The sequence below is a fragment of the Pseudomonas sp. EL_65y_Pfl2_R96 genome (genome assembly GCF_963970905.1).
Classification (GTDB): Bacteria; Pseudomonadota; Gammaproteobacteria; order Pseudomonadales; family Pseudomonadaceae; genus Aquipseudomonas.
The window spans coordinates 44,085-68,130 of record NZ_CAXAQH010000014.1; the positions used below are offsets into that span (position 1 = coordinate 44,085).

Here is a 24,046-nt window from a genome sequence, read left to right on the forward strand (position 1 = left end):
AAATGACTGAGGAGCGCGTCGAGCATCTGCTCGCCGAGGTACAGGATGAGTTCGGCGTGATTCGCGTGCTGGAAGTGGCCGATTACCGTTTTCTGGAGTTCGGTGACGCCATCGAACAGAGCTGCGTGTTCACCGCCGACCCGAGCTGGCTCGAGTACGATTACACCCGGGCGATGCTGATTGGCGCGCTGTGCCACGAACAGCCGGACAGCGCGCTGTTCCTCGGGCTTGGCGCCGGCACACTGACCCAGGCCTGCCTGAAGTTCCTGCCGCTGGAAGATGTCGAAGCCATCGAGCTGCGTCCCGACGTGCCGCGGCTGGCCATCGAATACCTCGGCCTGGATGATGATCCGCGGCTGTATATCCGCGTCGGCGATGCGCTGGAGTTGCTCGATACGGCTGAACCGGCCGATCTGATTTTCGTCGATCTCTATACCGATGTCGGGCCCGGTGTCGGGCATCTGGCCTGGAGCTTTCTGGAAAACTGTCAGAAACGCTTGAATCCGGGTGGCTGGCTGGTGATCAACCAGTGGGCCACCGACGACGGCAAACCGCTGGGGGCGGCGTTGTTGCGCGGCCTCTATCATCGGCATTACTGGGAACTGCCGGTGAAGGAGGGCAACGTGATTCTGATCGTGCCATCGGAGCTGGACCAGGCGCTGGACATGGACGGGCTGATCGCTCGCGCTGAAGGTCTGGCGCCGCGATTGGGGTATTCGTTGCAGTCGTTGATCAAGGATATTCGGCCGGCGACATAAGGCGTTGCCTGTTCGGGCCCCTTCGCGAGCAAGTCCGCTCCCACAGTTGACCGAGTAGAAGCGCAAATTTGCGACCGACGAAGATCGAATGTGGGGGCGGGCTTGCTCGCGAAAGCATCCTGCTCGTCAATACATGCCTCAAAGCCCTTTGAATACGCCCGGCCGCTTCTCGATCATCGACCGCACACCCTCCTTGGCATCCTCGCTATTCAGCAGTTTCTTCACCAGCGCCGGCAATGCCTGGGCCGCCGCCGTCTCACCCTCATAGCGCGCCTGCCGGGCAGACATCAACGTTGCCTGAACCCCCAGCGGCGCCTGTCGGGCAATCCGCTCCGCCAACTCGACCGCCCGTGGCAACAAGCCCTCGCTGGCCATGACTTCCTGCACCAGGCCCAGATGCAAGGCGTCATGCGCGTCGAATTCATCGCCGGTTAGCAACCAGCGCATGGCATTGCCCCAGCCAGCGACCTGATGCAGACGCAAGGTGGCGCCACCGAACGGGAAGATCCCGCGCTGCACTTCCTTCTGGGCAAAGCGGGTGTTGCTGGCGCACAGGTTGATGTCGGCGGCCAGCATCAACTCGATACCTACGGTCAGGCAGTAGCCTTGCGCCGCGACAATCACCGGTTTGCTGACTCGGGGGCCGGTGAACACGCCCCATGGATCGCAGCCACCGGGCGGTGGCTGCCAGCCTTCGGCCAGGGCCGTGCCGGTGCTGACCAGATCGAGCCCCGCAGTGAAATGCTCGCCATGGCCGAACACCACCGCCACCCGCGCTTCACTGTCAGCCTCGAACTCGCCATAGGCCAGGCTGAGTTCGTTGAGCAGGTCGAGGTCGAAGGCATTGCGTTTGGCCACCCGATCCAGGCCGATCATCAGGACATGACCGTGCCGTTCACGGGTTACACGACTGGGGCTGGGCTGATTCATGGAGCGTTTCCTCGGTGGGGAGGGGGGATATGAGACCGAAGGTTTGCGTCACCACGGTGAACCGTTTTAGCGCCATCGCCAGCAGGGCCGGGCCTTTGCAAAATAGACTGTCGCACGATAATCCGCAAAGCCTGTGACACAACGGTGTACGCGGGTTTTTTCCGATAAAAAAAGCTCCCTTTTTTGGCGAATTCCGGTATAGTGCGCGCCGGCCTTTAACCGGGCCGCGTTTAGGTAGCGCAATTCCCCGAAGCCAGCTTCGGCTGCACGTCCCCAGCGGACTCTTCCTTGACGATTCTTTTCATTCATTCGTTTTCGCAAATCCCCGCCGACAAAGCTGCCAGGGCGACTCTTGAGTCTCAACACGGCATGTGCAGCTTTGGAGCATGGGTCTTTGCGGATGCACTTAGAGGCAGACCCATGACCCAGGAAATCGGCGGCTTCGCCGCTCTTGAACTTCACCCTAATATTGTCGCTGCAGTAGTCGCTACCGGCTATGAAGAGCCTTCGGCCATTCAGCAGCAGTCGATCCCGATCATTCTCGCCGGTCACGATATGATTGGCCAGGCGCAAACCGGTACCGGTAAAACCGCTGCCTTTGCCCTGCCGATCCTGCACCGCATTGATCCGTCCAAGCGCGAGCCGCAAGCTCTGATCCTGGCCCCAACTCGTGAGTTGGCGCTACAAGTTGCAACCGCTTTCGAAACCTACGCCAAGCAAATGCCGGGTGTAACTGTTGTGGCTGTCTACGGCGGCGCGCCGATGGGCCCACAATTGAAAGCAATCCGTAATGGCGCACAGATCGTTGTCGCCACTCCGGGTCGTCTGTGCGACCACCTGCGTCGCGACGAAAAAGTCCTGGCTACCGTGAACCACCTGGTTCTCGACGAAGCGGACGAAATGCTCAAACTGGGCTTCATGGACGACCTGGAAGTTATCTTCAAGGCCATGCCGGAAACCCGTCAGACCGTATTGTTCTCGGCCACCTTGCCGCAATCGATCCGTGCCATCGCCGAGCGCCACCTGCGCGATCCGAAGCACGTGAAGATCCAGAGCAAGACTCAGACCGTTACCGCGATCGAACAGGCTCACCTGTTGGTTCACGCTGACCAGAAGACCTCTGCCGTTCTCAGCTTGCTGGAAGTGGAAGATTTCGACGCCCTGATCATGTTCGTGCGCACCAAGCAAGCGACCCTGGACCTGGCCAGTGCCCTGGAAGCCAAAGGCTACAAAGCCGCTGCGCTGAACGGTGACATTGCTCAGAACCAGCGTGAGCGCGTGATCGAATCCCTCAAGGATGGCCGTCTGGACATCGTTGTGGCGACCGACGTTGCCGCTCGTGGCCTGGACGTTCCGCGTATCACTCACGTGTTCAACGTTGATATGCCGTACGACCCGGAATCCTACGTTCACCGTATCGGCCGTACCGGCCGTGCCGGTCGCGAAGGTCGCGCACTGCTGCTGGTGACTCCTCGTGAGCGCCGCATGCTGCAAGTGATCGAGCGTGTTACCGGTCAGAAAGTGGCCGAAGTTCGCCTGCCGGACGCTCAGGCCGTTCTCGATGCCCGCATCAAGAAACTGACCAACAGCCTGTCGCCACTGGTCGCTGATGCCGAATCGACTCACGGTGATCTGCTGGATCGTCTGACTGCCGACATCGGTTGCAGCCCGCGTGCCCTGGCCGCAGCCCTGCTGCGCAAGGCTACCAACGGTCAAGCGCTGACCCTGGCCGCGATCGAGAAAGAACGTCCACTGGTGCCGAACAATGCACCGCGTGGCGATCGTCCAGAGCGTTCCGGTGATCGTCCGGACCGTGGTGACCGCGAGCGTCGTGCTCCGATCCCGCTGGCTGAAGGCCGTGCTCGTTGCCGTACCGCGCTGGGTGCGCGTGATGGTATCGCTGCCAAGAACCTGCTGGGCGCCATCCTCAACGAAGGTGGTCTGGCGCGTGAAGCTATCGGTCGCATCCAGGTGCGTGACAGCTTCAGCCTCGTCGAGCTGCCGGAAGATGGTCTGGAGCGTCTGCTGACCAAGCTGAAGGACACTCGCGTTGCCGGTAAGCAGTTGAAGCTGCGTCGCTATCGCGAAGATTGATCCGCTCTCGGGCTGATTGATCGCACATAAAAAATCCCCGACAGGTTCGGGGATTTTTTTGTCTGCTGTTTTGTTCATGGCTGTTGAGTGGCGTCGTCCCCATCGCGAGCAGGCTCGCTCCCACAGGGAAACGCATTCTAATGTGGGAGCGAGCCTGCTCGCGATGAGGACGCCTCGGTCTACCTGTCAGCCAAAGCGATAAATGTCCATACCCAACGCCCCCATGGTGAACCCCTGATGCGCAATGCTGAACTCACCCCCGGCCGCGCGGGCAAAGTACAGCGGCAGCAGATGCTCGTCGCTCGGGTGGTTGCGCACAGCGTTCGGCGCTTGCTGACGATAGTCGTGCAACGCGGCTTCGTCGTTCGCTTCGAGTTTTTCAATCATCCAGTCGCGGAACGCCTTGGCCCAGGGTTCGACGCTTTCCGGGCCGGCGTGCCAGTCCAGTTCCCGCAGGTTGTGGGTGATGCTGCCGGAGCCGATCAACAGCACACCGTGTTCGCGCAGGCTGGCCAGGGCATGGCCGATGCGGGTTTGCAGGGCCGGGCCACCACGAGTGGGCAGTGAGACCTGCACCACCGGGATATCGGCCTGCGGATACATCAACGACAAGGGTACCCAAGCGCCATGGTCGAACGGTCGCTGGGTGTCGATGCGTGCAGGCAGGCCGTCGGCCTTCAGCAGCTCGACAACCTGCGCCGCCAGTTGTGGATTGCCGGGTGCCGGGTACTGCACCTCGAACAAGGCCTGGGGAAATCCGCCGAAGTCGTGCCAGGTTTCAGGCTGGGGATTGCCGCTGACCAACAGTTCGCTGCTTTCCCAGTGCGCGGAAACCATCACGATGGCCTTGGGTTTCGGCAATGCGGCGGCCAGACGAGCGAGGGCCGGTCCGCTGGCGCCGGGTTCCAGGGCTAGCATGGGGGAGCCATGAGAGATATACAGGCTGGGGAACATGAATGAGCTCCTGAGAGTAAGATGGCACCATCTTCAGTCAGATCATTGATCTAAATCTAATATAAGTTTTAGGGTCTTTTGATCGAATTTTTCGGGGTTAATTATGCAGCCGGAGTTTTGGCACAAACGATGGGCGTCGAATCAGATCGGCTTTCATCTGCCGGAAGTGAATCCTTATCTGCAACGGTTCTGGCCAGCGTTGAGCCTGGAAGAGGGCGCTCGCGTGCTGGTGCCGCTGTGTGGGAAAAGTCTGGATCTGTTGTGGCTGGCGCACCGAGGTCATGAGGTCTTGGGGATTGAACTGTCGGAAAAGGCCGTGGAGGACTTCTTCAATGAGCATCAATTTGACCCGGACGTCAGTGAGCAGGGGCCGTTCAAGGTCTATCGGGCGGGGTCGATCGAGCTGTGGTGCGGTGATTTCTTCGAGTTGACGGCAGGCGATGTCGCCGATTGCAGCGCGCTGTACGACCGTGCGGCGTTGATCGCCTTGCCGCCGGCGATGCGTGAGCGATATGCCGAGCATCTGAAGCGGATTCTTCCGAAGGATTCTCTGGGGCTATTGATTACCCTGGATTACGACCAGACGCAGATGGATGGGCCGCCCTTCGCAGTGCTGGATGATGAGGTGCAACGGTTGTTCGGCGATGTGTGGGCGCTGAAGATTCTGGAAGACCAGGACGTCCTGGGTGAGAGCGGGAAGTTTCTCGACGCCGGTGTCACGCGGCTTGAAGAGCGGGTTTATCGGGTTTCCAGCCATTAAGGTGTGTTGAGTTTGTTGGCCTCTTCGCGGGCAAGCCCGCTCCCACAGTTACCGAGTGATCTGAATAGACGCGGTCCACTGTGGGAGCGAGGCTTGCCCGCGAAGAGGCCCTGATGAACACCGCATTAATCAAACAGAAAAAAAAGGCCCGCATTCACTGCGGGCCTTTTCTTTTAGTGCGGAGCCTGTCAGCCCCGACGACGCAGTGCATCGATGCGTTCTTCCAGCGGTGGGTGGCTCATGAACATACGGGCAAACCCTTGTTTGAGGCCACCGTTGATGCCGAAGGCATTCAGGGTGTCCGGCATGTGCACCGGCAGCCCTTGCTCTGCACGCAGACGCTGCAGGGCACCGATCATTGCGCTGGTGCCGGCCAGGCTTGCGCCGGCTTCGTCGGCGCGGAATTCGCGTTTGCGCGAGAACCACATGACGATGGCGCTGGCCAGGATGCCCAGAACCAGTTCGGCGAAGATGGTCGCCACGTAATAGGCGATGCCCTGGCCTTCTTCGTTCTTGAAGATCACCTTGTCGACAAAGTTGCCGATGATCCGGGCGAAGAACATCACGAAGGTGTTCACCACGCCCTGGATCAACGCCAGGGTGACCATGTCGCCATTGGCCACATGGCCGATTTCGTGGGCCAGAACGGCTTTCACTTCATCCGGCGAGAAGCGCTCGAGCAAGCCCTGGCTGACTGCGACCAGTGCATCGTTCTTGTTCCAGCCGGTGGCGAAGGCATTGGCTTCATAGGCCGGGAAAATACCGACTTCGGGCATCTTGATTCCGGCTTCGCGGGACAGTTGCTCGACGGTTTGCAGCAGCCATTGCTCGTGCCGGGTGCGCGGCTGGCTGATGATCTGGGTGCTGGTACTCATCTTCGCCATCCACTTGGAGATGAACAGCGAGAACAGGGAACCGGCGAAACCAAAGACCGCACAGAAAATCAGCAGCTGATTGAGGTTGAGATCAACCCCGTTGGCCGCCATGAACCCGTTGAAGCCGAAAAGGCTCAGGGTGATGCTGGCAATCAGCACGACCGCCAGGTTAGTGGCCAAAAACAGCAAAATGCGCATCATGGTTGTAGAAATCTCCTCGTGCTAAAGATGTAGCGTACTGCGGGGTATATAAGGTGCTGCACCGGGCTATTCAACAGGGTGACTATTTCAAACTGTGTCCTACGGCAACAGTTTAGCCGTATGAAGGGCATTTCCGACGTCAGCATGGGAAGTGTTTGTCAGCCGATTAACCTCGCAGGCCCCGTCGTTGTTAGACGCGGTCACGAGTCAAGTCGCCAGTCAGCGCTTGAAGCAACAATGTTCGGCAGGGTGCAAAGATATGTTGCTGAATTAATCACCGTGCGACTTTCGCAAGCGTCGCACGGTGACAGGTCACTTACTGGCGGTAGGACTTGAGGAAGTTACCGATCCGGCCAATGGCCTGATCCAGGTCGTCGACCCGTGGCAGGGTGACCACGCGGAAGTGGTCCGGCCATGGCCAGTTGAAGGCCGTGCCTTGTACCACCAGCAGCTTCTCCGAGAGCAGCAGGTCAAGCACGAATTTCTCGTCGTTGTGGATCGGGCAGACTTTCGGGTCGATCCGCGGGAAGGCATACAGCGCGCCCATTGGCTTGACGCAGCTCACGCCCGGAATGTCGTTCAGCAATTCCCAGGTTCGATTGCGCTGTTCCAGCAGACGCCCCTGAGGCAATACCAGGTCATTGATGCTCTGGTAGCCGCCCAGAGCGGTCTGAATCGCGTGCTGGCTCGGCACGTTGGCACACAGGCGCATGTTGGCCAGTATATCGATGCCTTCGATGTAGCTCTGGGCGTGGTGTTTCGGGCCGGAAATGGCGACCCAGCCGGAACGGAAACCGGCCACGCGATAGGACTTGGACAGACCGTTGAAGGTCATGCACAGCAGGTCCGGCGCCAGCGAGGCGGTGCAGATGTGCACGGCGTCGTCGTACAGGATCTTGTCGTAGATTTCGTCGGAGAACACCACCAGATTGTGCTGACGGGCCAGTTCCAGCATGCCCAGCAGCACTTCTTTGGAATACACCGAACCGGTGGGGTTGTTCGGGTTGATGATCACCAGGGCCTTGGTGTTCGGGGTGATCTTGGCCTTGATGTCAGCCAGGTCCGGCCACCAGTTGGCCTGTTCATCGCACAGGTAATGCACCGGGTTGCCGCCCGCCAGGCTCACTGCGGCGGTCCACAGCGGATAGTCGGGAGCTGGCACCAGTACTTCGTCGCCGTTGTTGAGCAAGGCCTGCATCGACATCACGATCAGCTCGGAAACGCCGTTGCCCAGATAAATGTCTTCAATGCCGACGCCTTCCACCTGCTTTTGCTGGTAGTACTGCATCACGGCCTTGCGGGCACTGAACAGACCCTTGGAGTCGCTATAGCCCTGGGCGGTCGGCAGATTGCGGATCACGTCCTGAAGGATTTCATCCGGTGCTTCGAAACCAAAGGGGGCCGGGTTGCCGATGTTCAGCTTGAGGATGCGATGGCCTTCCTCTTCCAGGCGTTTGGCGTGCTTGAGCACTGGGCCGCGAATGTCGTAGCAGACGTTGGCGAGCTTGTTCGATTTGCTGACCTGCATGGCGATGTATTCCCGAAAATGAACGATCCAGGCGGCGTATGAACGACCGTGCTGGGAATCCTGCGTATTCACACAGGCCTGACGCCTTGGGTGACGGCACTCATAAATCCGTTTGAATGCGCGTGGTCTGGCTGCCAGACTGGCGTTTGACGAGGCGCAATCATACGTGCCGCCCGATCCGTGGAAAAGATACAGATCGGGCTTTTTCAGCTGCTGAGGTGTGATGATGGAAAAGTTGGAAAAAACCCTGGAAGAATGGCGGGCCATGCTCGATCCGGAGCAGTACAACGTTTGCCGCCTCAAGGGCACCGAACGACCGTTCTCCGGTAAGTACAACGACAGCAAAGTCGACGGTGTTTACCACTGCATTTGTTGCACCGCACCGCTGTTCGACTCAAAGACCAAATTCGATTCCGGCTGCGGCTGGCCGAGCTTCTACGCGCCGATCGGCGACAGCGCGATGGTCGAGATCCGTGATGTCAGCCACGGCATGATCCGCACTGAAGTGGTCTGCGCCAAATGCGATGCGCACCTTGGGCATGTGTTCCCGGACGGTCCGCCGCCCACTGGCCTGCGTTATTGCATCAACTCGGTGTGCCTGGATCTCGTTCCCCGCGGGTAGTCCACTTCTGCGTAGGAGCTGCCGAAGGCTGCTCCTACCTCGATGGGGGCGTTTCAGGTATCGATCGATTTATTAAATTGCACGCAATTCAATTGCTCGCTATGTTTGGCCTTTCTTCTTCCTCTCGGAGTTCGTGCCATGAGCGACAGCCTGCTGAGCATCCCTTGCACCACCATCAAGGGTGAGCAAAAGACCCTGGCCGACTTCGCCGGCAAAGCGGTACTGGTGGTCAATACTGCGAGCAAATGCGGTTTCACCCCACAGTACAAAGGCCTCGAAGAGCTCTGGCAGACTTACAAGGATCAAGGCCTGGTGGTGCTCGGCTTTCCCTGCAACCAGTTCGGCAAGCAGGAGCCAGGCAACGAGGGGGCGATTTCCGAGTTCTGCGAATTGAATTACGGGGTGAGTTTCCCGCTGTTCAAGAAGATCGAAGTCAACGGTGCCGGCGCTCATCCTCTGTTCGTTCAGCTGAAAAAACGCGCACCGGGCGTGCTGGGTTCCCAAGGTATCAAGTGGAACTTCACCAAGTTCCTGATCGGCAAGGACGGCCAGCTGGTCAAGCGCTTTGCTCCGGCGACCAAGCCGCAGGACCTGAGCCGCGAGATCGAAGCCCTGCTCAAATGAACACGTTGTCAGTCGATTCCCTGAAGCTCGACAGTCAGCTCTGCTTCAAGCTGTACGCCGCTTCTCGGGCGGTAATCCGCGCTTACAAGCCGATGCTCGATCAGTTGGGCCTGACCTACCCGCAATACCTGGCGATGCTGGTGTTGTGGGAATGGCAGCAAGTGGCGCCAGAGCAACCGACGGTCAAGGCGCTGGGCGAACGCCTGGCGCTGGATTCCGGGACCCTGACGCCGCTGCTCAAGCGTCTTGAGCAGCTGCAGCTGGTACAGCGTCAGCGTTCGGCGCGCGATGAGCGTGAGGTGCATCTGAGCCTGTCGCTCACCGGCAAGGCCTTGCGTGATCAGGTCGGGCCGCTCAAGGCTCGTCTGTTGTGCGATAGCGGCGTGGATCTGGATCGCCTGAATGATCTGCGCGATGGCCTCGATCACCTGTTGGGGCAAATCAAAGCGCTGTCGTAGTGGGTATCCACAAGTCGAGCAGGGCCGCCAGTTCTTCCCGGCGGAAGGGTTTGGCCAGGTAGTCGCTCATGCCCGCCGCACGGCAGCGTTCGCGTTCTTCGGACATGGCGTTGGCGGTCAGGGCGACGATGGGCAGTTGAGGCCAGCGCCCGCTGCGACGGATTTGCCGACTGGCTTCATAGCCGTCCATCACCGGCATGTTGCAGTCCATCAACACCAGATCGAATTCGCTGTGCTCAAGCTGATCCAGTGCTTCGGCACCGTGGGCCGCGACGCTCACCTCGCAACCGAGTTTTCCGAGCATGCCCTTGGCCACCAACTGATTGACCGGGTTGTCCTCCACCAGCAGGATGCGCCCGCGTCGCTGGGGCGAAAGGACTTCGACCCGGGCGCCGTTGATCGCCTGGAGTTCCGGCTGCAAGATCCGTCGCAATGTCTGGTAAAGCGCGTTGCGCGCCAAAGGCCGCGCCTGCTGTTGCAAAGGCGCCAGAGCATTGGTTTGCTCACTGGGCAGGAAACTGCCGTAAGCGGTCACCAGCAGAATCGGCGCGGTGAAGGTAGGGCGCAGGACAAACAGGCATTCGGGACAGTCGGTGATCAGCACGTCCGGCTCCAGACCGATCAACCGGTCATCAATGGAACGCTGTTGATAGTCGAGCCCCCATTCGGGCAACAGACTCTTCAACAGTTCCGCCAGACCGCTGCTGGCGGCGGTAATCGCGATGATGTTGCCTTGCAGAAGTGCCGGGGCGATGGCCTGGGTGTGGCAGGGCAGCGGCAGGTCGGCGCAGAACTGGCTGCCGAAGCCTGGTTCCGAGCTGATCGTCAGACGCCCTTGCATGGCTTCGCAAAGGTTGTAGGTCAGCGCCAGGCCCAGGCCGGTACCGCCGAATTGCCGGGTAATGCCGGCACCGGCCTGGGTGAACGGCTGGAAGATTTTGACTTGCGCGTCCTGGGCGATACCGATGCCCGTGTCGCAGACTTCGATTCGCACGCCATCCTCGAACGTTGAAAGACGCACATCGACCCGCCCGAAGCGGGTGAACTTGAGGGCATTGGACAACAGGTTGCTGACGATCTGGCGGACCCGGGTCGGATCACCGAGCACCAGTGCAGGAAACTTCGGATCGATCAGGCACGCCAGTTCGACGCTGGGCGCGGCGTTCTGGGACAGCAGGTTGGCGGTGTCTTCGATCAGCGAGCCGAGGTCGAATGGAATGTGTTCGAGTTCGAGCTGGCCAGCATCGAACTTCGACAGGTCGAGAATATCGTTGAGCAGTTCCACCAGCACTTTGCCCGAGTCGTGGGCGATGGACAGCTGTTGCTGCTGTTCGGCATTGAGCGGGCCGTCCAGCGAGAGCGCGATCATCCCCAGCAGACCGTTGAGGGGCGTGCGGATTTCATGGCTCATGTTGGCCAGGAACACCGAGCGTGCTTCGGCCATGTCCAGGGCGGTCCTGCGGGCGACTTCCAGTTCATCGTTGGACTGGCTGAGTCGAGTGTTGATCGCCTTGAGTTCCGCAGTGCGAGCCGAGACGATGTTTTCCAGTTGCGAGAGGTAGTCGGTCAGGCGATTTTCAGCGTTGCGCCGTTGCTGGATTTCGGTGGCGATGTTTTCAAATTGCTGATTGGCGACCTTGACCAGGACCCCGATTTCATCGTTTTCATGCCCCGTCGGACACTCCAGCCACGTCGGTTCCGCGCTGCGCGGGTCACGGCCACTGAGCTCGCGGATGACCCGCACCAGCGGTTTGGTCAGCATTACGTAAAACAGCGCCAGCAAAATGCCCGTGAGGATCAGGCTGCGTGCGAAGCCATTGAGCAGGGTCACTTCAGCCCGGCGCAGGAAGCGGCTGCCGAAGGTGTAGGTATCGACTTCCAGGTGCAAGGTCCCGAGGGATTCGTCCGGCAAGTGGTCGAGGTACAGGCGGTCTTCGAACTGTCGGTTGGCGCCGAACAGGAAGTCGCTGAGCATCCTGTAATTGTTTTCCAGGCCCGGGCGTTTGACGCTGGCCAGCACGGTATTGTTGTTGTCGGTCAATTGCACGCTGATGATCGCCGGAGAGCGCAGTAGCCCCATGGTCAGCTCCTGGGCGAGTTCGGCGTCGATGTTGTAGGCGATGCGGGACGCGGGGTTATGGCTGATTTCCAGCAAAGACAGTATTTCGCGGTTGATGGAGGCGTCTTCGCTGGCATAATCGATGCCAATTTGCACCAGGCTGAGCAGCGTGCCCAGTATGAAACCGACCAGCACCGTAAGCCGGGCTTGCTTGTACGACAGCCGGTGGCTGAACTTGATATCCATGGGATGTTGAACCACTTCCGTTTCCCTTCGCTGCTCAAGCATAGTCGATCATCACTGGATACCGATGTTCTCGCGAAATACCTGTACGGGGTGCAGGCCGGGCATCGGCCCCTGCGTTTCGTCGCTGTACCGCCATCATTACTGTGAACGTGCCCGAGGAGAAGACGTGGATTCCCGATTGAATGCTTTTCTTGAACGCGCCGATGCCGTTCTGGCCCGTATCGAACCGCTGCTGCCCGCGCCGCGGCAGGCCATCGACTGGACGCACTGCCTGGCCGCGCGCTGGCAACGCGAGGGGCGCAACGGTTTTCTGTTGCCGTTGCAAGTCAGCCTCGATATGCGCCTGTCCGACCTGATTGGCGTTGACCGGCAACTTGAGCAACTGGGCCGAAACACTCAACAGTTTCTCGATGGCATGCCCGCCAACCACGCTTTGCTCTGGGGCGCGCGAGGCACCGGTAAATCGTCGCTGGTGCGCGCCTTGCTGTCGGAACACGCCAAGAGCGGCCTGCGGCTGATCGAGATCGAGCGCGATCACCTGGCGGACTTGCCGCGCGTGGTCGAGCAGATCGCCAGGCTGCCCCAGCGTTTCGTGCTGTTCTGTGATGATCTGTCGTTCGAGTCGGGCGAGGGCGATTATCGCGTGCTCAAAAGCGTACTCGATGGCTCCCTCGAGCAGGCACCGGACAACGTTCTGCTGTACGCCACTTCCAACCGCCGCCATCTGGTGCCGGAAAAGGAAAGCGATAACGAAAACTGGAAAAGGGTCGATGGCGAGCTCCATCCCAATGAGGCGGTGGAGGACAAGATTGCACTGTCGGACCGTTTTGGTCTGTGGCTGTCGTTCTATCCGTTTACTCAGGAGCATTTCCTCAACGTTGTCGAGCACTGGATCGGCCAACTGGCCGACAAGGCCGGCCTTGAGTGGCAGCGTGACGAAGCGCTGGACATCCTCGCGGTGCGCTGGGCCACGGGCCGGGGTAATCGCAACGGACGTTGCGCGTATCAATTTGCCCGCTATTGGGTCGGGCTAAAGTTGTTGGAGCATAAGGCATGATCGATTTGCAAAAGAGCGGCCAGGGCCTTGAGGGCTATGGCATGCTGTGTGCGCAGCTGGAATCGTTGCTGGCGGACGAGCGTGATTTTATCGCCAACGCCGCGCAATTTTCGGCGTTTCTGTTCAACCAGCTCGATGACCTGAACTGGGCTGGTTTCTACCTTAATCGCAACGAAGAACTGGTGCTTGGCCCGTTTCAGGGGCAGATCGCCTGCGTACGGATTCCGTTCGGTCGCGGCGTGTGCGGGGCGGCGGCGGCCACCTTGCAGACTCAACGGGTCGAAGACGTACACGCATTTCCCGGGCACATCGCCTGCGACAGCGCCTCGAACAGCGAGCTGGTGGTGCCGCTGGTCAAGGGCGGTCGACTGATCGGCGTGCTGGACCTCGATAGCCCGAAACTCGCGCGTTTTACCGCTGACGATCAGGCCGGGATCGAGCAGCTGGCGGCGATTTTCCTGCGCCTGACCGATTGCTGATCAGGCCGTCAAGCCGGCCTTGATCAGCAGGCTTGACGGGTCGACGGCATCGATCTGTCGTGGATCGAGGAAGCGACTGGCGTACTGCAAGTAAACTTCGTCGTTGATGAACAGCCCGAACAACTCGGGGTCGATGTGAGCGTCGCGGCACATGGTGGCCATGATGCTCAGCGCTTCGCTCAAGGACTTGGCCTTTTTGTAGGGGCGATCGGCGGCGGTCAACGCTTCGAAAATATCGGCAATCGCCATCATCCGCGCTGGCAGGCTCATGTCTTCGCGCTTCAACCGTTTCGGATAACCGGAACCGTCCATTTTTTCGTGGTGGCCACCGGCGATCTCCGAAACGTTGTTGAGGTGGCCGGGGAAGGGCAGGTGGCTGAGCATCAGGATCGTCTGCACCATGTGGTGATTGATGACGTAACGCTCCTCGCGGGTCAGGGTGCCTCGGGTGATGCTCAGGTTATAGAGTTCGCCCCGGTTGTACTTGTAGCGCGGCACGTCGAGCTTGAACCCCCAAGGGTTGTCGGCCGGGATCAGTTCGCTGTCGGCGCGCTCAAGCAGATGCTCGGGTTTATCCGCCAACAGCGGCTCGCTGACCGGCAGGGGCGCCGCCGGGGTCCGGGCCTGGCGCCGGTTCTCTTCCCACGAAACACCAAGCCGATCATCCAGGGTTCGGGTCCAGGTGCGTTGGGCGATGGTGTTCAGCCGTTGCAGATCGGCCTCGGCCATGGCCTCGCTGCCCTGGTTGCAGCGGGCTACGAACGCGAAATCATCGTCCAGCGCCGCCAGGTTCGCATTGCGCAATTGCCCCAGATGCGGCTCGTCCCCCCCCAGGGCGATGGCCTGCCAATAGTTGATCCAGGCGTCACGCTTGAGGACTTCGAAGCGGGTGCGAATTTCATGGATGCGGTCGTTCAGGGTCTCAAGCTTCGTGGCTTTGTCGACCACGTATTCAGGGGTAGTGACTTTGCCGCAGTCGTGAAGCCAGGCGGCGATATGCAGGGCTTCCCACTCATCTTCGGTGGGCTGATAGCTACTGAAAGCCGGGTCCTGACTGGCCGCGGCAGCCTGCGCCAACATCAGCGTCAGTGCCGGCACCCGCTGGCAGTGCCCGCCGGTATAGGGACTCTTGGCATCGATTGCGCCGGCCAGCAATTGAATGAAGGAGTCCAGCAGTTGTTTCTGTCTGGCTTGCAGACGCTGACTTTCGATGCTCACGGCGGCTGCGCCGGAAACCGCCTGGAGAAACGCGATGCGATCGGGGCGAAGTTTATCCAGGTCATCCTGCGTGCCGCTGTCGGTCAGCAGCAGGACCAGCAGGCCCACGGTTTCGTTATGACGATTGTGCAGTCGAATACCGATCAGATGAACCCGTGGGCACTCCAGCGCGAGCAAAACCTTCTGCAAATCCCCCGCCTGTTCGAAACCCAGAGTGGTGACAACATTGTCGGCGGTTGACAGCGTCTGCATCCATTGAGGGCTCTGCGGCTCCTGAGGACTGTGTCCTTGAAGGTCGAATGACGGCAATGCCTGTGAGCTACCGTTGATAACCAGAGCATGAGGCTCCACACGATCGTCATCATTTTCACGCAGGTAGAGCAGACCGGCCTGGGCCTGGGCGATCTGCACGGTTTCAAACAACACCCGTTGCAGCAAGGGGGCGAAACGGGTCTCGGCGCTCAGGCTGTCGGTGATCCGGAAAAAGCTCGCCAGGGTGTCTTTCATGCGCGCCATCGACACGCTCAGTTGGTCGACTTCAAGCACCGGCGAGCGACGGGTGGCCGGAAAATTGAAATCGAAACTGCGAATCGCATCGGCTTCCTGCACCAGGGCATGCAAGGGTTTGACAAGGATTCTCGAGGTCAGCCAACCCATGGGCAGGCACAACAGCAGTGTCGCCAGGGTAATCAGCGCGCCTTGCCAACGCATGCGGTAGGCGTCGACGAGCAATTCGTCCTCCGGCACCAGTAGCGCCAGCTGCAGTCCCTGCGGGCCACCCTCCTGCATGCTGCTGCGCGCCACGATCCATTGACGACTCACGGCGTTCAGGCGATTGACCTCGGGGGGGCTGCTGAGCAGGGCCGCGAGGCTGGGGCTCAGGTCAGCGGCTTTGATCAGCCGGGCAGTCTGGTCGTCGACGATCAGTTTGCTGCTGTCGGGGTAGGCAATGGCATCTCCCTCGGCGTCGAACAGAACAATTTCGGTACTGGGGGTCACCACATGTTTGGCCAAGGTCGCCGACAGTTCAGCCAGCGTAAGGTCGGCCCCCATCACTGCATGCTCGCCACTGCGCCGGGCCAGAGTGGTGCCGACGTTGTGGGTGGAGAAAAAAAGATAGGGTTCGGTGGTGATCTGATCACGCTCGCCGCGGGCGCTGGAGAACCAGGCGCGGCTACGGGGATCGTAGGTTTCGTCGGGGTTGTCCTGGCGGCTGATGAGGGCCAGGTTCTGATCGAAAAACAATGATTGGGAGTGGGCCTGACCGCTGCTTGGGTGCTCGATGCTCCATACCTGATACGCCGCGGTGTCCGGTGCCTTGACTTGCGTTTTCAGGGCGTCGGTGCGCAGGGGACGCACCATGAAAAAGTCACCATTGCCGTAGCCCAGGTACAGCGAGGCCAGATCGGGGTTGTCCTGGAGCGATTGGCTGAAGGGCTTGAGCAACACCAGGCGCTGCTCAAGGTCGGGCGCCTGGGTCGCCGGATTGTCCGCCAGCAAGCTCAGCAGATGACGAATTGGCTCATAGGTGCGATGCAGGTCCAGACGGACATCCTGCTCGATGCGGTTGAAGAGCTTTTCGCTGCTGGAAAGAATGATCTGGGTGGTTTGCCGATAATTGAAAATGCCCAACACCACCCCGGTCAGCAACAACAGGAAGGTGAACATCACACTGATATGGATGTGCAGGGGAAACCGGCGTTGATCCGGGCGCAGTGGGTTGGGCATTGCAGCTTTCTCCATGATGATGAACACACTGCTCAGCCTTCAAGCATAGTTAACGCTCTGTCATTGTGCTTTTGTCGTGGTGCCCCATCTGTTGGTGCAATGCTTGCTCCAGTTCGAGCATGGCACGCACCATGGACTTGCTGCAATCGGCCACTTCGTCGTAGTGGAGCCTGTTATTGCAAGCCTTTTCGAGTGCCTCGCAGCTGTCGATCAGTCGGGAGGCCTGGACGATTCTGGCTGCACCTTTGATTTTGTGGGCGATGTCCAGGAGTGACTGCCGGTCCTTTGATTGGGACAACGCCAGCAGAGTTTGCCGGTCCAGGCGGTTGCTGCTCAGCAGCTCGGTCAACAATCGTCGGTTCAGTGTCGGGTTGCCTCCGGTCAACAGGTGCAGCCCTTCCAGACTGAAGGCCGGGTTGCGGACCGTCGGCGCAATGCCTTCGATCCATTGGTTCAAGGTTGTCAGGCTGAGGGGTTTGAACAGGCAATCGTCCATCCCGGCTTGTTTGCAGCGTTGTTTTTCCTCTGGCTGCGCGTTGGCGGTAAAACCCAGAACGGTACAGGGAGGGCGCTGCATGTGCTGTTCGTGTTGGCGAATGGCACGGGCCATGTCATATCCATTCATGATCGGCATGTTGCAATCGGCAATCACCAGGTCGAATGGCTGAGCCTTCCATGCCTCGAGCCCCGCCTGACCATCCGCTGCGACGTTGAACCGATGCCCCAGAAATTCCAGTTGCTGGCACATGAGCAAGCGATTGGCCGGGTGATCATCGACCACCAGAACGTTCAAGGGGGCAGTGCTGGGGTGAATGTGCGGCTCGGCAATTTCCGGCATCCGTTCAGGTGGCAGGGTTGCCAGATTCAGCGAAACCCGGACCTGCGTGCCGACTCCCGGCTGGCTGCTCAATTGCAGGCTACCGCCCATCATTTCGCACAGATTACGGCTGATCACCAGGCCCAACCCCGTACCGCCTCTGGGTAACTGTCCGGCGTTTTCGGCCTGAGCGAAAGGCTCGAACAGCCGTTGTTGATCCTGCTCGCCGATCCCCGCGCCACTGTCCTCAACCTGCAACTGCAACAGAACCCGGTCGGGCTCGTCGGTCGGTTGCAGCTCGACGCTGATCCTGACCTGACCCTGTTGCGTAAACTTGATGGCATTGCTGACCAGGTTGGACAGCACCTGCTTGAAGCGCATCGGGTCCAACAGGACATCGGTCGCCGGTTTGGCTGGGTTGAATTCCAGTCGCAGTTCGAGATTTTTCTGCCGGGCCAGTCCGTCGAAGATCCGCACCACCGAGGCTACGCTTTCAGCCAGATTGACGCGTTCCGGGCTCAGGCTCAGACGCCCGGATTCGATACGCGCAATGTCGAGAATGTCCCCGATCAGCTCCAGCAGATCTTTCGCCGAGTTGTACGCGACCTCGATGGCCGGTCGATCCGCATGGCTATGATCAATCCGTTTGAGTGTCAGTTCGAGCATGCCGATGATTGCATTCATCGGCGTGCGGATCTCATGACTCATGGTCGCCAGAAAGGTACTCTTGGCTCGGTTGGCTTCATCGGCACGCTCTTTCGCCGCCTGCCGCTGTTTTATCTGGCGTCTCATACAGGCGTTCCAGGCAACGGATATCAGCAATAACACGCCGGCACCGGTAACGATCTGATAGAACACTCGGTGATAGTTGCGCCAGGTACTTTGCGAGGCCGCCGAATAACCACGCCAGCGGTTGTTGATGATGCCCAGCTCTTCCGGTGCGATGCTCAGCAGTGCCTTGTCGAGGATGGCATTCAGTTCTTTGGCGTCGCGCCCGGTAGCCAGGGAAAACGCCGCCTGTTGGGTGCCGATGGTGGTGCTGATCTGAAGTGCCTGCTCGAAGATTCGCGATGAGATGAAGTAGTTGGCGATCACCAGTGAGTTCACCGCACCTTCTGCCTGTCCTTCGACGAGCAACTCCACGGCACTGAACGTGTCCGGGGTTTCAATCAGGTGGATTCGCGGAAACTCGCTGCGCAGGTAATCCACCAGTGGATTGCCCTGGGCAATGGCCAGACGTTTGTCTTGTAGTTGCGTGAGGTTTGTCGGGCTGTCGGCCGCTTTGCGTGTCAGCAGGACAAAGGAGTTTTCCAGATAAGGGCGGCTGAAGTTCAACATCGTTTCACGCTGTGCGCTGGGGAGCAGGGCGGCGATCAGGTCGGCCTGATGGTTGCCGATCTGCTCGATCATCTCGTCATCGCTTCGGCTGCGCTGGATCTCGAAGCGTAAACCGGTACGCAACCTGATCAGCTCGAGCAGGTCGGCCGTGACACCCCGAAAGTTGCCGTCACTGTCGAAAAACGTCAGGGGCGCAAACGCTTCATTGACCACCACCCGCACGACCGGATGTTGCGCCAGCCAGCGTTCTTCGCGGTGGCTGAGTTGCAGTTTGTGATCGGTGAGAAGAATGTCGCTGCCGGCACTCCAGCGTTTGGCGATGTTTTCTCGCTCGCTGGTGGGGATGGCCTTGAGTACCGCGTTGATGATCCCGAGCAGATCCGGGTTGTCCTTTTGCACGGCAAAGCTGAAGCCATGGGCTTCGTGTTTACCGAAGTTGGCCATGCGGATGTTGTTCAGATACCCCTTGTTGATCATGTAATGGGTGGAAATGGTGTCACCGAGAAAAACGTCGGCCTGGTCGAAGGCAACCGCGTTGATTGCATTCTGGTAGGACGGGTAGGACGTGATGATTGCCTTCGGATACAGCGCCCTGACCTCATCCAGAGGCAGGTAGTGATACACCATGCTAAGCCGCAGGCCGGCAAGACCATCGGTCAGCGACCTGGTTTCTCCTTCTCGTGTCACCAGTACGGGTTGATCCGCCGCATAAGGTATGGACAGCGCAATGTCGGCATTGTCGGCCTCGAACCCATTGGCGGTGCCGAGCATGTCGACCTGGCCTTTTTCCAGCGCCTCGATCGCGGCCCCTCGGGACGCGAAGCGCTGAACTTTAATGGGCAACCCCGTAACGTTGCCGAGGATGCCTGCGTAATCGGCGGTGAAACCTTCGTAGTCTTGGCCACTGAGGGTCAGGTCGAAAGGAGGATAATCCGGGGCCGACGTACCCAGGATCAATTCACGTTTGTCTTTAACCCATTGTCGTTGTGAAATATCCAGTTGGACTTCCATGTGCCCGGCCGTTGAGCGACTGAGCAAGGTGTAGTTTTCGCTGGTCGTCTGCGCCGCGAGCACCGAGGTGCTCAGGCATAAACCCGCGACCGTGAGTTTTAGATAATCCTTCAAACGACTGGGCATCCTGTTTCTCACACTAACGCGTTACGTTTTGCCATGTCGATGAGTTCAACCAGGGATTTGGCTTTGAGTTTCTGCATGAGTCGTTTTTTATAGGTGCTGACAGTCTTGTTGCTGAGAAACATGCCCTTGGCAATTTCCTTGTTGGTACGACCTTGGGCAAAAAGTTGTAATACCATCAGCTCTCGATCGTTAACGGATTTGAATAGTTCCAGGTCAGCCCACCTTGCGTCGTCACTACGAACAGGGTTCAAGGCCTGGCTGGGGAAATAGTTGTAACCTGATAAGACCGCTTTGATCGCACTCACCAGTTCACTGAGTTCTTCCTGTTTGCATACATACCCCGACGCACCGGATTGCATGCAGCGAATACCGAAAAGTTTTGGGCATTGTGCGGTTAATATCAGTGTTTTTAATGGTGTACTCATTGCGTTGAAACGGGAGAGCACTTCCAGCCCATCCAGTTTGGGGATACTGATGTCGAGGATGATCAGGTCGGGCATGCATTCGCGCACCATCTGCATGGCATCGACGCCATTGTCAGTTTCGCCCACGACTTTGTAACCTTCATGTTCCAGCAGCATTCGAACGGCAAGGCGGATGACAGGGTGATCGTCGACAATAAAAACGGAGTTCATAATCAAATCCCATACGTGCACAAATAAAGCGCGCACCTTAGCTCAGTAGTTGAGGGGCCGCATGAGCTGACAGGCCTGTAGCAGCAATATAGGAAAAATCCTACATCCGAAGAAGAATGGGGCTACGTGTCAACTAGGTTTTGCATGAGGAAGGGTGAAAGTTTGCTAGAGGCAGTCAAGAGGCAGGAAGCGTTGGGCTATAAGTTTTAATCTGTATGCTGGTCATGGTTTTAGTGTGTGTGAGTTTTGGTGTTTTTATCATGAGGCCAAGGTCAACAAGTTTCTAAAGTCTGATTGTTTCAATGGCTTGATCAAGTAACCCAGCAAGGGCAATCCATGTTCGTTGGCCATGGTTTTAAGTTTGTCCAGCTCAACGGATGTCAGGCTGCTCAAAAGTATGGCCTGTCTGATCATTCCCCGGTGACTGGCGAACTCGATCAAGTCAAGGCCTGGAAGGTCGGGCAGGCATTGGTCGCACAGAAGAATATCGAACGGCTGCGCAGCCTTGAGCATTTGTTGCAAGGCGCCTTCGGCACTGTCAGTGGTGGTCAGTTGGGTGAAGCCGTAACTCTCGAGCAGGTATTGAGTCGCTCTCAGCTGAAATGGATGATCTTCCACCAGCAATATGTGCCAATCGTGTTTGAACGTAGGAGTTTTCATGCTTCATCTGTCGAGCAGTGGGTGTGCAATTGTTTCGCGAGACGGCCGAACAATCGATCAGTCAGCTCTGCACAAGGTGTAGGGCGATTCTGTCGATGTTGAAATACAGATGAATGTCGAGACATTCGATCAGCCGTTCAGACGTCGCTGACGCGGCTGATCGATGCACTGTTATCCGTGGCTTGAACGACCGGTCATTTCCAGCGCCATTTCACTGGCATAGCTGTCGGTCATGCCGGCGATGAAATCAATCATGCGTAAGAACGAGGTATGTAAAGGGCCATGGGGATCGGGCGCATTGTTGCCCAGCAGGTCGAGTATGCGGCGGTTCTTGAAGGATGGCGTACGACCGTTGTGCTGCTCAAGTGCTGCACCGCAAAAGGCGTTGAGCAGGATTTCCAGGGTGGTGTAGGCGCCGATTTCGTGGAGCGTCTTGCGTTTGTCCTGGAAGATTTTTTTGCGCGCCATGTCCTTGGCATTCAAGACGCAGCGTTTGGCGGGGCCATGCATGTGTTCCACAAGGTCGCCCGGCAGCGTGCCGGCCAGCAGCGCATCCTGTTGCTCGACGAAGGCTCGGGCCGCTGCGTTGGTCAGGTGTTCGATGGCTTTGCCTCGCAGGATCGCCAGTTTGCGCCGACGCGAATCCTTTGGACCGAGCTGGCGATAGGTTTCCGGGAGATCGTCACCCACCAGATCCAGCAGCAGGGACTCGACTTCGGCGTACTCCAGCAACTCCATCTCCAGGCCGTCTTCCAGATCGATCAGCGCGTAGCAGATGTCGTCGGCGGCCTCCATCAGATACACCAGCGGATGGCGCGCCCAGCGCTGTTCCTCCAGTTGGGGCAGGCCGAGTTTTTGAGCGATCTGTTCCAGCAGCGGCAATTCGCTCTGATAACAGCCGAACTTGTGCTTCTTGTACCCCAGTGAGTCGGCGTGCCGAGCAGTCCACGGGTATTTCAGGTAGGTGCCCAGGGTGGCGTAGGTCAGCCGGGTACCCCCTTCGAACTGATGGTATTCAAGCTGGGTGAGCACCCGGAAACCTTGGGCATTACCTTCGAAATTCAGGAAGTCATTGCGTTCGGCTTCGCTCATTGCGTCTAGCCAGCCACGGCCTGCGGCCTGCTGGAACCAATGGCGGATAGCGTCTTCGCCGGAGTGGCCGAAGGGTGGATTGCCGATGTCGTGGGCCAGGCAAGCCGATTGCACCACCATCCCCAGGTCGCTCGGCTCGCACCAGTCGGGCAGGGCGCCGCGGATGGTTTCACCGACGCGCATACCCAGCGAACGACCGACGCAGCTGACTTCCAGCGAGTGGGTCAGGCGCGTGTGGATGTGATCGTTGCTGGAGACCGGATGGACCTGGGTCTTGCGCCCGAGACGGCGAAACGCGCCCGAGAAAATGATCCGGTCGTGGTCTTTATGGAAAGGACTGCGGCCGAGCTCTTGCGGGCTGTGCACAGGTTTTCCGAGGCGTTCGCGGGTAAGCAGGGTGTGCCAATCCAAGGCTGGTTTCTCCGTCAGGTGACTGATCTTCTAGCTTCCCGGTTCGCGCCAGTACCTGCAAGGAGAACCAGGGGGGCGTTCTCAATTAGTTTCCACACCGAGGCAACGCCCCCCTAGAGCCCTGCGGCGTCGATATCGATGAGCAGCAGCCGTTCGCCGTTATCGAAAAACTGCCCAGCAGTGAGGCAGTACTGATTGCTGGTGGCGTCGCGGTAGGTGTTGGAAAGCGTCAGGCGACGCTCATCCCAACCCTCGGCCAGCAAGTGATAAAAATACGGGCGCCACGACCAGTTATGGCCCAGGTAGCGGCTATCGGCTTCCCAGCCGTTGTTGCGCCATTCCAGGTTGGGGGTCAACTGCGTGCCGTGGCGGTCGCATTGATAAAATCGCAACAGCCAGGGAAACGCCTCCAGTTGCGGCAAGGCACTGAGGGGCGCGCTGGCCTGAGCCCAGGCTTGCAGGATGGCCATCAGTTCACTGAGTTGCTGGCGCATGATCATCAGGCGAGCGCGCTCAGCCAGTTTTTGCTGAACATAACGTTGGCGCAGTTGCGCGAAGCGCTCGACAAAGGCGTCTGTGGCGAAGAAGTCCGCTTGCGCCCGGGCGAACAGAAAACCCTGTACGTAGCGTGAACCACACTCCAGGGCAAAATTCAGTTGAGCTTCGGTTTCCACGCCTTCGGCGATGATCCAGCAACCGGTTTTTTCCGCCATTTGCGCCAGCGCCTTCACCACCTCGCTGCTGGGACCGCCCAACGCGGCGGCCTGGAACAGCCGCATGTCGAGCTTGAGGATGTCCGGTTGCAGAGCCAGTACGCGATCGAGCTGAGAGTAACCTGCGCCGAAATCATCGATGGCGATCCGCGCCCCGGCTTGGCGATAGCGGGCCACGACTTCGGCCAGCCGCTGGCTGTCGCCGCCCAGTTCGGTGATCTCGAAGACGATTCGCTGCACGTCGACGCCATGCCTGCTCAGTTGCTTGAGGCTCGGCAGTGCCTGGTCCCGGCGCAAGCGGCTGATCCAGCGCGGGGAGATGTTCAGGCTCAGAAACCAGTCCGAGGGCGCTTCATGCAGACGGCTCAGGGCGTTATCGCGTATCTGGCGATCGAGACGACGCAGGGCGATGGCGGGAGTTCGCGGGTCAGCGAACAGCGGCCCCACCGAGGTCAGTTGACCGTCGGCCTGACGCAGTCGACCCAACGCTTCGACGCCAGCGATTCGGCCTGTGGCGGTATCGATGAACGGCTGAAAGCAGGCGAGCGGTTGCCCGTCGATCACGAGGCCTCCTTAGTAAGGTCTTATTCTGGATAAACCTGGTCACCCGGTAGGCACGCAGGATCAACCTCTCGATAAAGAGGTTAATCCC

18 protein-coding genes and 1 pseudogene are annotated in these 24,046 nt (G+C 59.0%); 8 read left to right on the forward strand and 11 right to left on the reverse strand.

Translation table 11 applies throughout. The features are described from left to right. The first annotated feature begins 2 nt into the window (after positions 1 to 2). Positions 3 to 758, forward strand: coding sequence for a spermidine synthase (locus AACY49_RS15900; protein WP_258699810.1), 756 nt, complete (start codon positions 3 to 5; stop codon positions 756 to 758). A gap of 138 nt (positions 759 to 896) precedes the next feature. Here the strand turns inward: AACY49_RS15900 and AACY49_RS15905 are convergent, their stop codons facing one another. Beyond that, on the reverse strand, positions 897 to 1,688 hold the full coding sequence (locus AACY49_RS15905) for a crotonase/enoyl-CoA hydratase family protein (protein WP_339524965.1): 792 nt from the start codon (positions 1,686 to 1,688) through the stop codon (positions 897 to 899). A gap of 386 nt (positions 1,689 to 2,074) precedes the next feature. On the opposite strand from AACY49_RS15905, the pseudogene AACY49_RS15910 reads away from it, so the two are divergent. Beyond that, positions 2,075 to 3,782, forward strand: a pseudogene (locus tag AACY49_RS15910) (DEAD/DEAH box helicase). A gap of 186 nt (positions 3,783 to 3,968) precedes the next feature. On the opposite strand, the gene AACY49_RS15915 reads toward AACY49_RS15910, so the two are convergent. Continuing rightward, complete coding sequence (locus AACY49_RS15915) at positions 3,969 to 4,736, reverse strand: DODA-type extradiol aromatic ring-opening family dioxygenase (protein WP_339524967.1); 768 nt, start codon at positions 4,734 to 4,736, stop codon at positions 3,969 to 3,971. Between the two features lie 103 nt (positions 4,737 to 4,839). Here AACY49_RS15915 and AACY49_RS15920 point away from each other — a divergent pair, with 103 nt between their 5' ends. Further along, positions 4,840 to 5,496, forward strand: coding sequence for a thiopurine S-methyltransferase (locus AACY49_RS15920; protein WP_258699813.1), 657 nt, complete (start codon positions 4,840 to 4,842; stop codon positions 5,494 to 5,496). A 188-nt stretch (positions 5,497 to 5,684) separates the two neighbouring features. On the opposite strand, the gene htpX is transcribed toward AACY49_RS15920, so the two are convergent. Beyond that, entirely contained in the window at positions 5,685 to 6,572 is an 888-nt protein-coding gene (gene htpX / locus AACY49_RS15925; RefSeq protein ID WP_007940016.1) for a protease HtpX, read from the reverse strand. A gap of 316 nt (positions 6,573 to 6,888) precedes the next feature. Further along, positions 6,889 to 8,100, reverse strand: a complete 1,212-nt coding sequence (locus AACY49_RS15930; protein WP_258700690.1) for a pyridoxal phosphate-dependent aminotransferase — start codon at positions 8,098 to 8,100, stop codon at positions 6,889 to 6,891. Positions 8,101 to 8,326: 226 nt separating this feature from the next. Here AACY49_RS15930 and msrB point away from each other — a divergent pair, with 226 nt between their 5' ends. The 3 genes from msrB (at position 8,327) to AACY49_RS15945 (ending at position 9,804) form a co-directional block, all read left to right on the forward strand. Continuing rightward, positions 8,327 to 8,722, forward strand: coding sequence for a peptide-methionine (R)-S-oxide reductase MsrB (msrB, locus tag AACY49_RS15935; RefSeq protein WP_258699814.1), 396 nt, complete (start codon positions 8,327 to 8,329; stop codon positions 8,720 to 8,722). 138 nt (positions 8,723 to 8,860) lie between these two features. Next, positions 8,861 to 9,346 (forward strand): glutathione peroxidase, encoded by a 486-nt coding sequence (locus AACY49_RS15940; protein WP_258699815.1) that lies wholly within the window; start codon positions 8,861 to 8,863, stop codon positions 9,344 to 9,346. Beyond that, entirely contained in the window at positions 9,343 to 9,804 is a 462-nt protein-coding gene (locus AACY49_RS15945; protein ID WP_339524970.1) for a MarR family winged helix-turn-helix transcriptional regulator, read from the forward strand. The genes AACY49_RS15940 and AACY49_RS15945 overlap by 4 nt, the downstream gene beginning before the upstream one ends. Here the strand turns inward: AACY49_RS15945 and AACY49_RS15950 are convergent. Beyond that, positions 9,788 to 12,109 (reverse strand): hybrid sensor histidine kinase/response regulator, encoded by a 2,322-nt coding sequence (locus AACY49_RS15950; protein WP_339524972.1) that lies wholly within the window; start codon positions 12,107 to 12,109, stop codon positions 9,788 to 9,790. The genes AACY49_RS15945 and AACY49_RS15950 overlap by 17 nt on opposite strands. A gap of 166 nt (positions 12,110 to 12,275) precedes the next feature. Between AACY49_RS15950 and AACY49_RS15955 the strand changes: the two genes are divergently transcribed. Beyond that, the gene (locus tag AACY49_RS15955; protein WP_258699818.1) at positions 12,276 to 13,166 is read left to right on the forward strand and encodes an ATP-binding protein; all 891 of its coding nucleotides are present in this window, start codon (positions 12,276 to 12,278) and stop codon (positions 13,164 to 13,166) included. After that, the gene (locus tag AACY49_RS15960) at positions 13,163 to 13,645 is read left to right on the forward strand and encodes a GAF domain-containing protein (RefSeq protein ID WP_339524975.1); all 483 of its coding nucleotides are present in this window, start codon (positions 13,163 to 13,165) and stop codon (positions 13,643 to 13,645) included. The genes AACY49_RS15955 and AACY49_RS15960 overlap by 4 nt, the downstream gene beginning before the upstream one ends. Here the strand turns inward: AACY49_RS15960 and AACY49_RS15965 are convergent, their stop codons facing one another. From AACY49_RS15965 to AACY49_RS15990, 6 genes are all read right to left on the reverse strand, one after another. Continuing rightward, positions 13,646 to 16,591, reverse strand: a complete 2,946-nt coding sequence (locus AACY49_RS15965) for an HD domain-containing phosphohydrolase (protein ID WP_339524977.1) — start codon at positions 16,589 to 16,591, stop codon at positions 13,646 to 13,648. Between the two features lie 49 nt (positions 16,592 to 16,640). Next, the gene (locus AACY49_RS15970) at positions 16,641 to 19,883 is read right to left on the reverse strand and encodes a transporter substrate-binding domain-containing protein (protein WP_258699821.1); all 3,243 of its coding nucleotides are present in this window, start codon (positions 19,881 to 19,883) and stop codon (positions 16,641 to 16,643) included. An 8-nt stretch (positions 19,884 to 19,891) separates the two neighbouring features. Beyond that, entirely contained in the window at positions 19,892 to 20,518 is a 627-nt protein-coding gene (locus AACY49_RS15975) for a response regulator transcription factor (protein ID WP_258699822.1), read from the reverse strand. 258 nt (positions 20,519 to 20,776) lie between these two features. Next, positions 20,777 to 21,178, reverse strand: a complete 402-nt coding sequence (locus AACY49_RS15980) for a response regulator (protein WP_258699823.1) — start codon at positions 21,176 to 21,178, stop codon at positions 20,777 to 20,779. A 171-nt stretch (positions 21,179 to 21,349) separates the two neighbouring features. Further along, positions 21,350 to 22,681 (reverse strand): deoxyguanosinetriphosphate triphosphohydrolase, encoded by a 1,332-nt coding sequence (locus AACY49_RS15985; RefSeq protein ID WP_339524980.1) that lies wholly within the window; start codon positions 22,679 to 22,681, stop codon positions 21,350 to 21,352. Positions 22,682 to 22,794: 113 nt separating this feature from the next. Further along, positions 22,795 to 23,958, reverse strand: a complete 1,164-nt coding sequence (locus AACY49_RS15990; protein WP_258699825.1) for an EAL domain-containing protein — start codon at positions 23,956 to 23,958, stop codon at positions 22,795 to 22,797. Between the last annotated feature and the right edge of the window lie 88 nt (positions 23,959 to 24,046).

Coding starts and splice junctions, on each gene's coding strand:
- AACY49_RS15900 (WP_258699810.1), top strand. CDS start 3: ATGACTGAGGAGCGCGTCGAGCATCTGCTCGCCGAGGTACAGGATGAG.
- AACY49_RS15905 (WP_339524965.1), bottom strand. CDS start 1,688: ATGAATCAGCCCAGCCCCAGTCGTGTAACCCGTGAACGGCACGGTCAT.
- AACY49_RS15915 (WP_339524967.1), bottom strand. CDS start 4,736: ATGTTCCCCAGCCTGTATATCTCTCATGGCTCCCCCATGCTAGCCCTG.
- AACY49_RS15920 (WP_258699813.1), top strand. CDS start 4,840: ATGCAGCCGGAGTTTTGGCACAAACGATGGGCGTCGAATCAGATCGGC.
- htpX (WP_007940016.1), bottom strand. CDS start 6,572: ATGATGCGCATTTTGCTGTTTTTGGCCACTAACCTGGCGGTCGTGCTG.
- AACY49_RS15930 (WP_258700690.1), bottom strand. CDS start 8,100: ATGCAGGTCAGCAAATCGAACAAGCTCGCCAACGTCTGCTACGACATT.
- msrB (WP_258699814.1), top strand. CDS start 8,327: ATGGAAAAGTTGGAAAAAACCCTGGAAGAATGGCGGGCCATGCTCGAT.
- AACY49_RS15940 (WP_258699815.1), top strand. CDS start 8,861: ATGAGCGACAGCCTGCTGAGCATCCCTTGCACCACCATCAAGGGTGAG.
- AACY49_RS15945 (WP_339524970.1), top strand. CDS start 9,343: ATGAACACGTTGTCAGTCGATTCCCTGAAGCTCGACAGTCAGCTCTGC.
- AACY49_RS15950 (WP_339524972.1), bottom strand. CDS start 12,109: ATGGATATCAAGTTCAGCCACCGGCTGTCGTACAAGCAAGCCCGGCTT.
- AACY49_RS15960 (WP_339524975.1), top strand. CDS start 13,163: ATGATCGATTTGCAAAAGAGCGGCCAGGGCCTTGAGGGCTATGGCATG.
- AACY49_RS15965 (WP_339524977.1), bottom strand. CDS start 16,591: ATGCCCAACCCACTGCGCCCGGATCAACGCCGGTTTCCCCTGCACATC.
- AACY49_RS15970 (WP_258699821.1), bottom strand. CDS start 19,883: ATGCCCAGTCGTTTGAAGGATTATCTAAAACTCACGGTCGCGGGTTTA.
- AACY49_RS15975 (WP_258699822.1), bottom strand. CDS start 20,518: ATGAACTCCGTTTTTATTGTCGACGATCACCCTGTCATCCGCCTTGCC.
- AACY49_RS15980 (WP_258699823.1), bottom strand. CDS start 21,178: ATGAAAACTCCTACGTTCAAACACGATTGGCACATATTGCTGGTGGAA.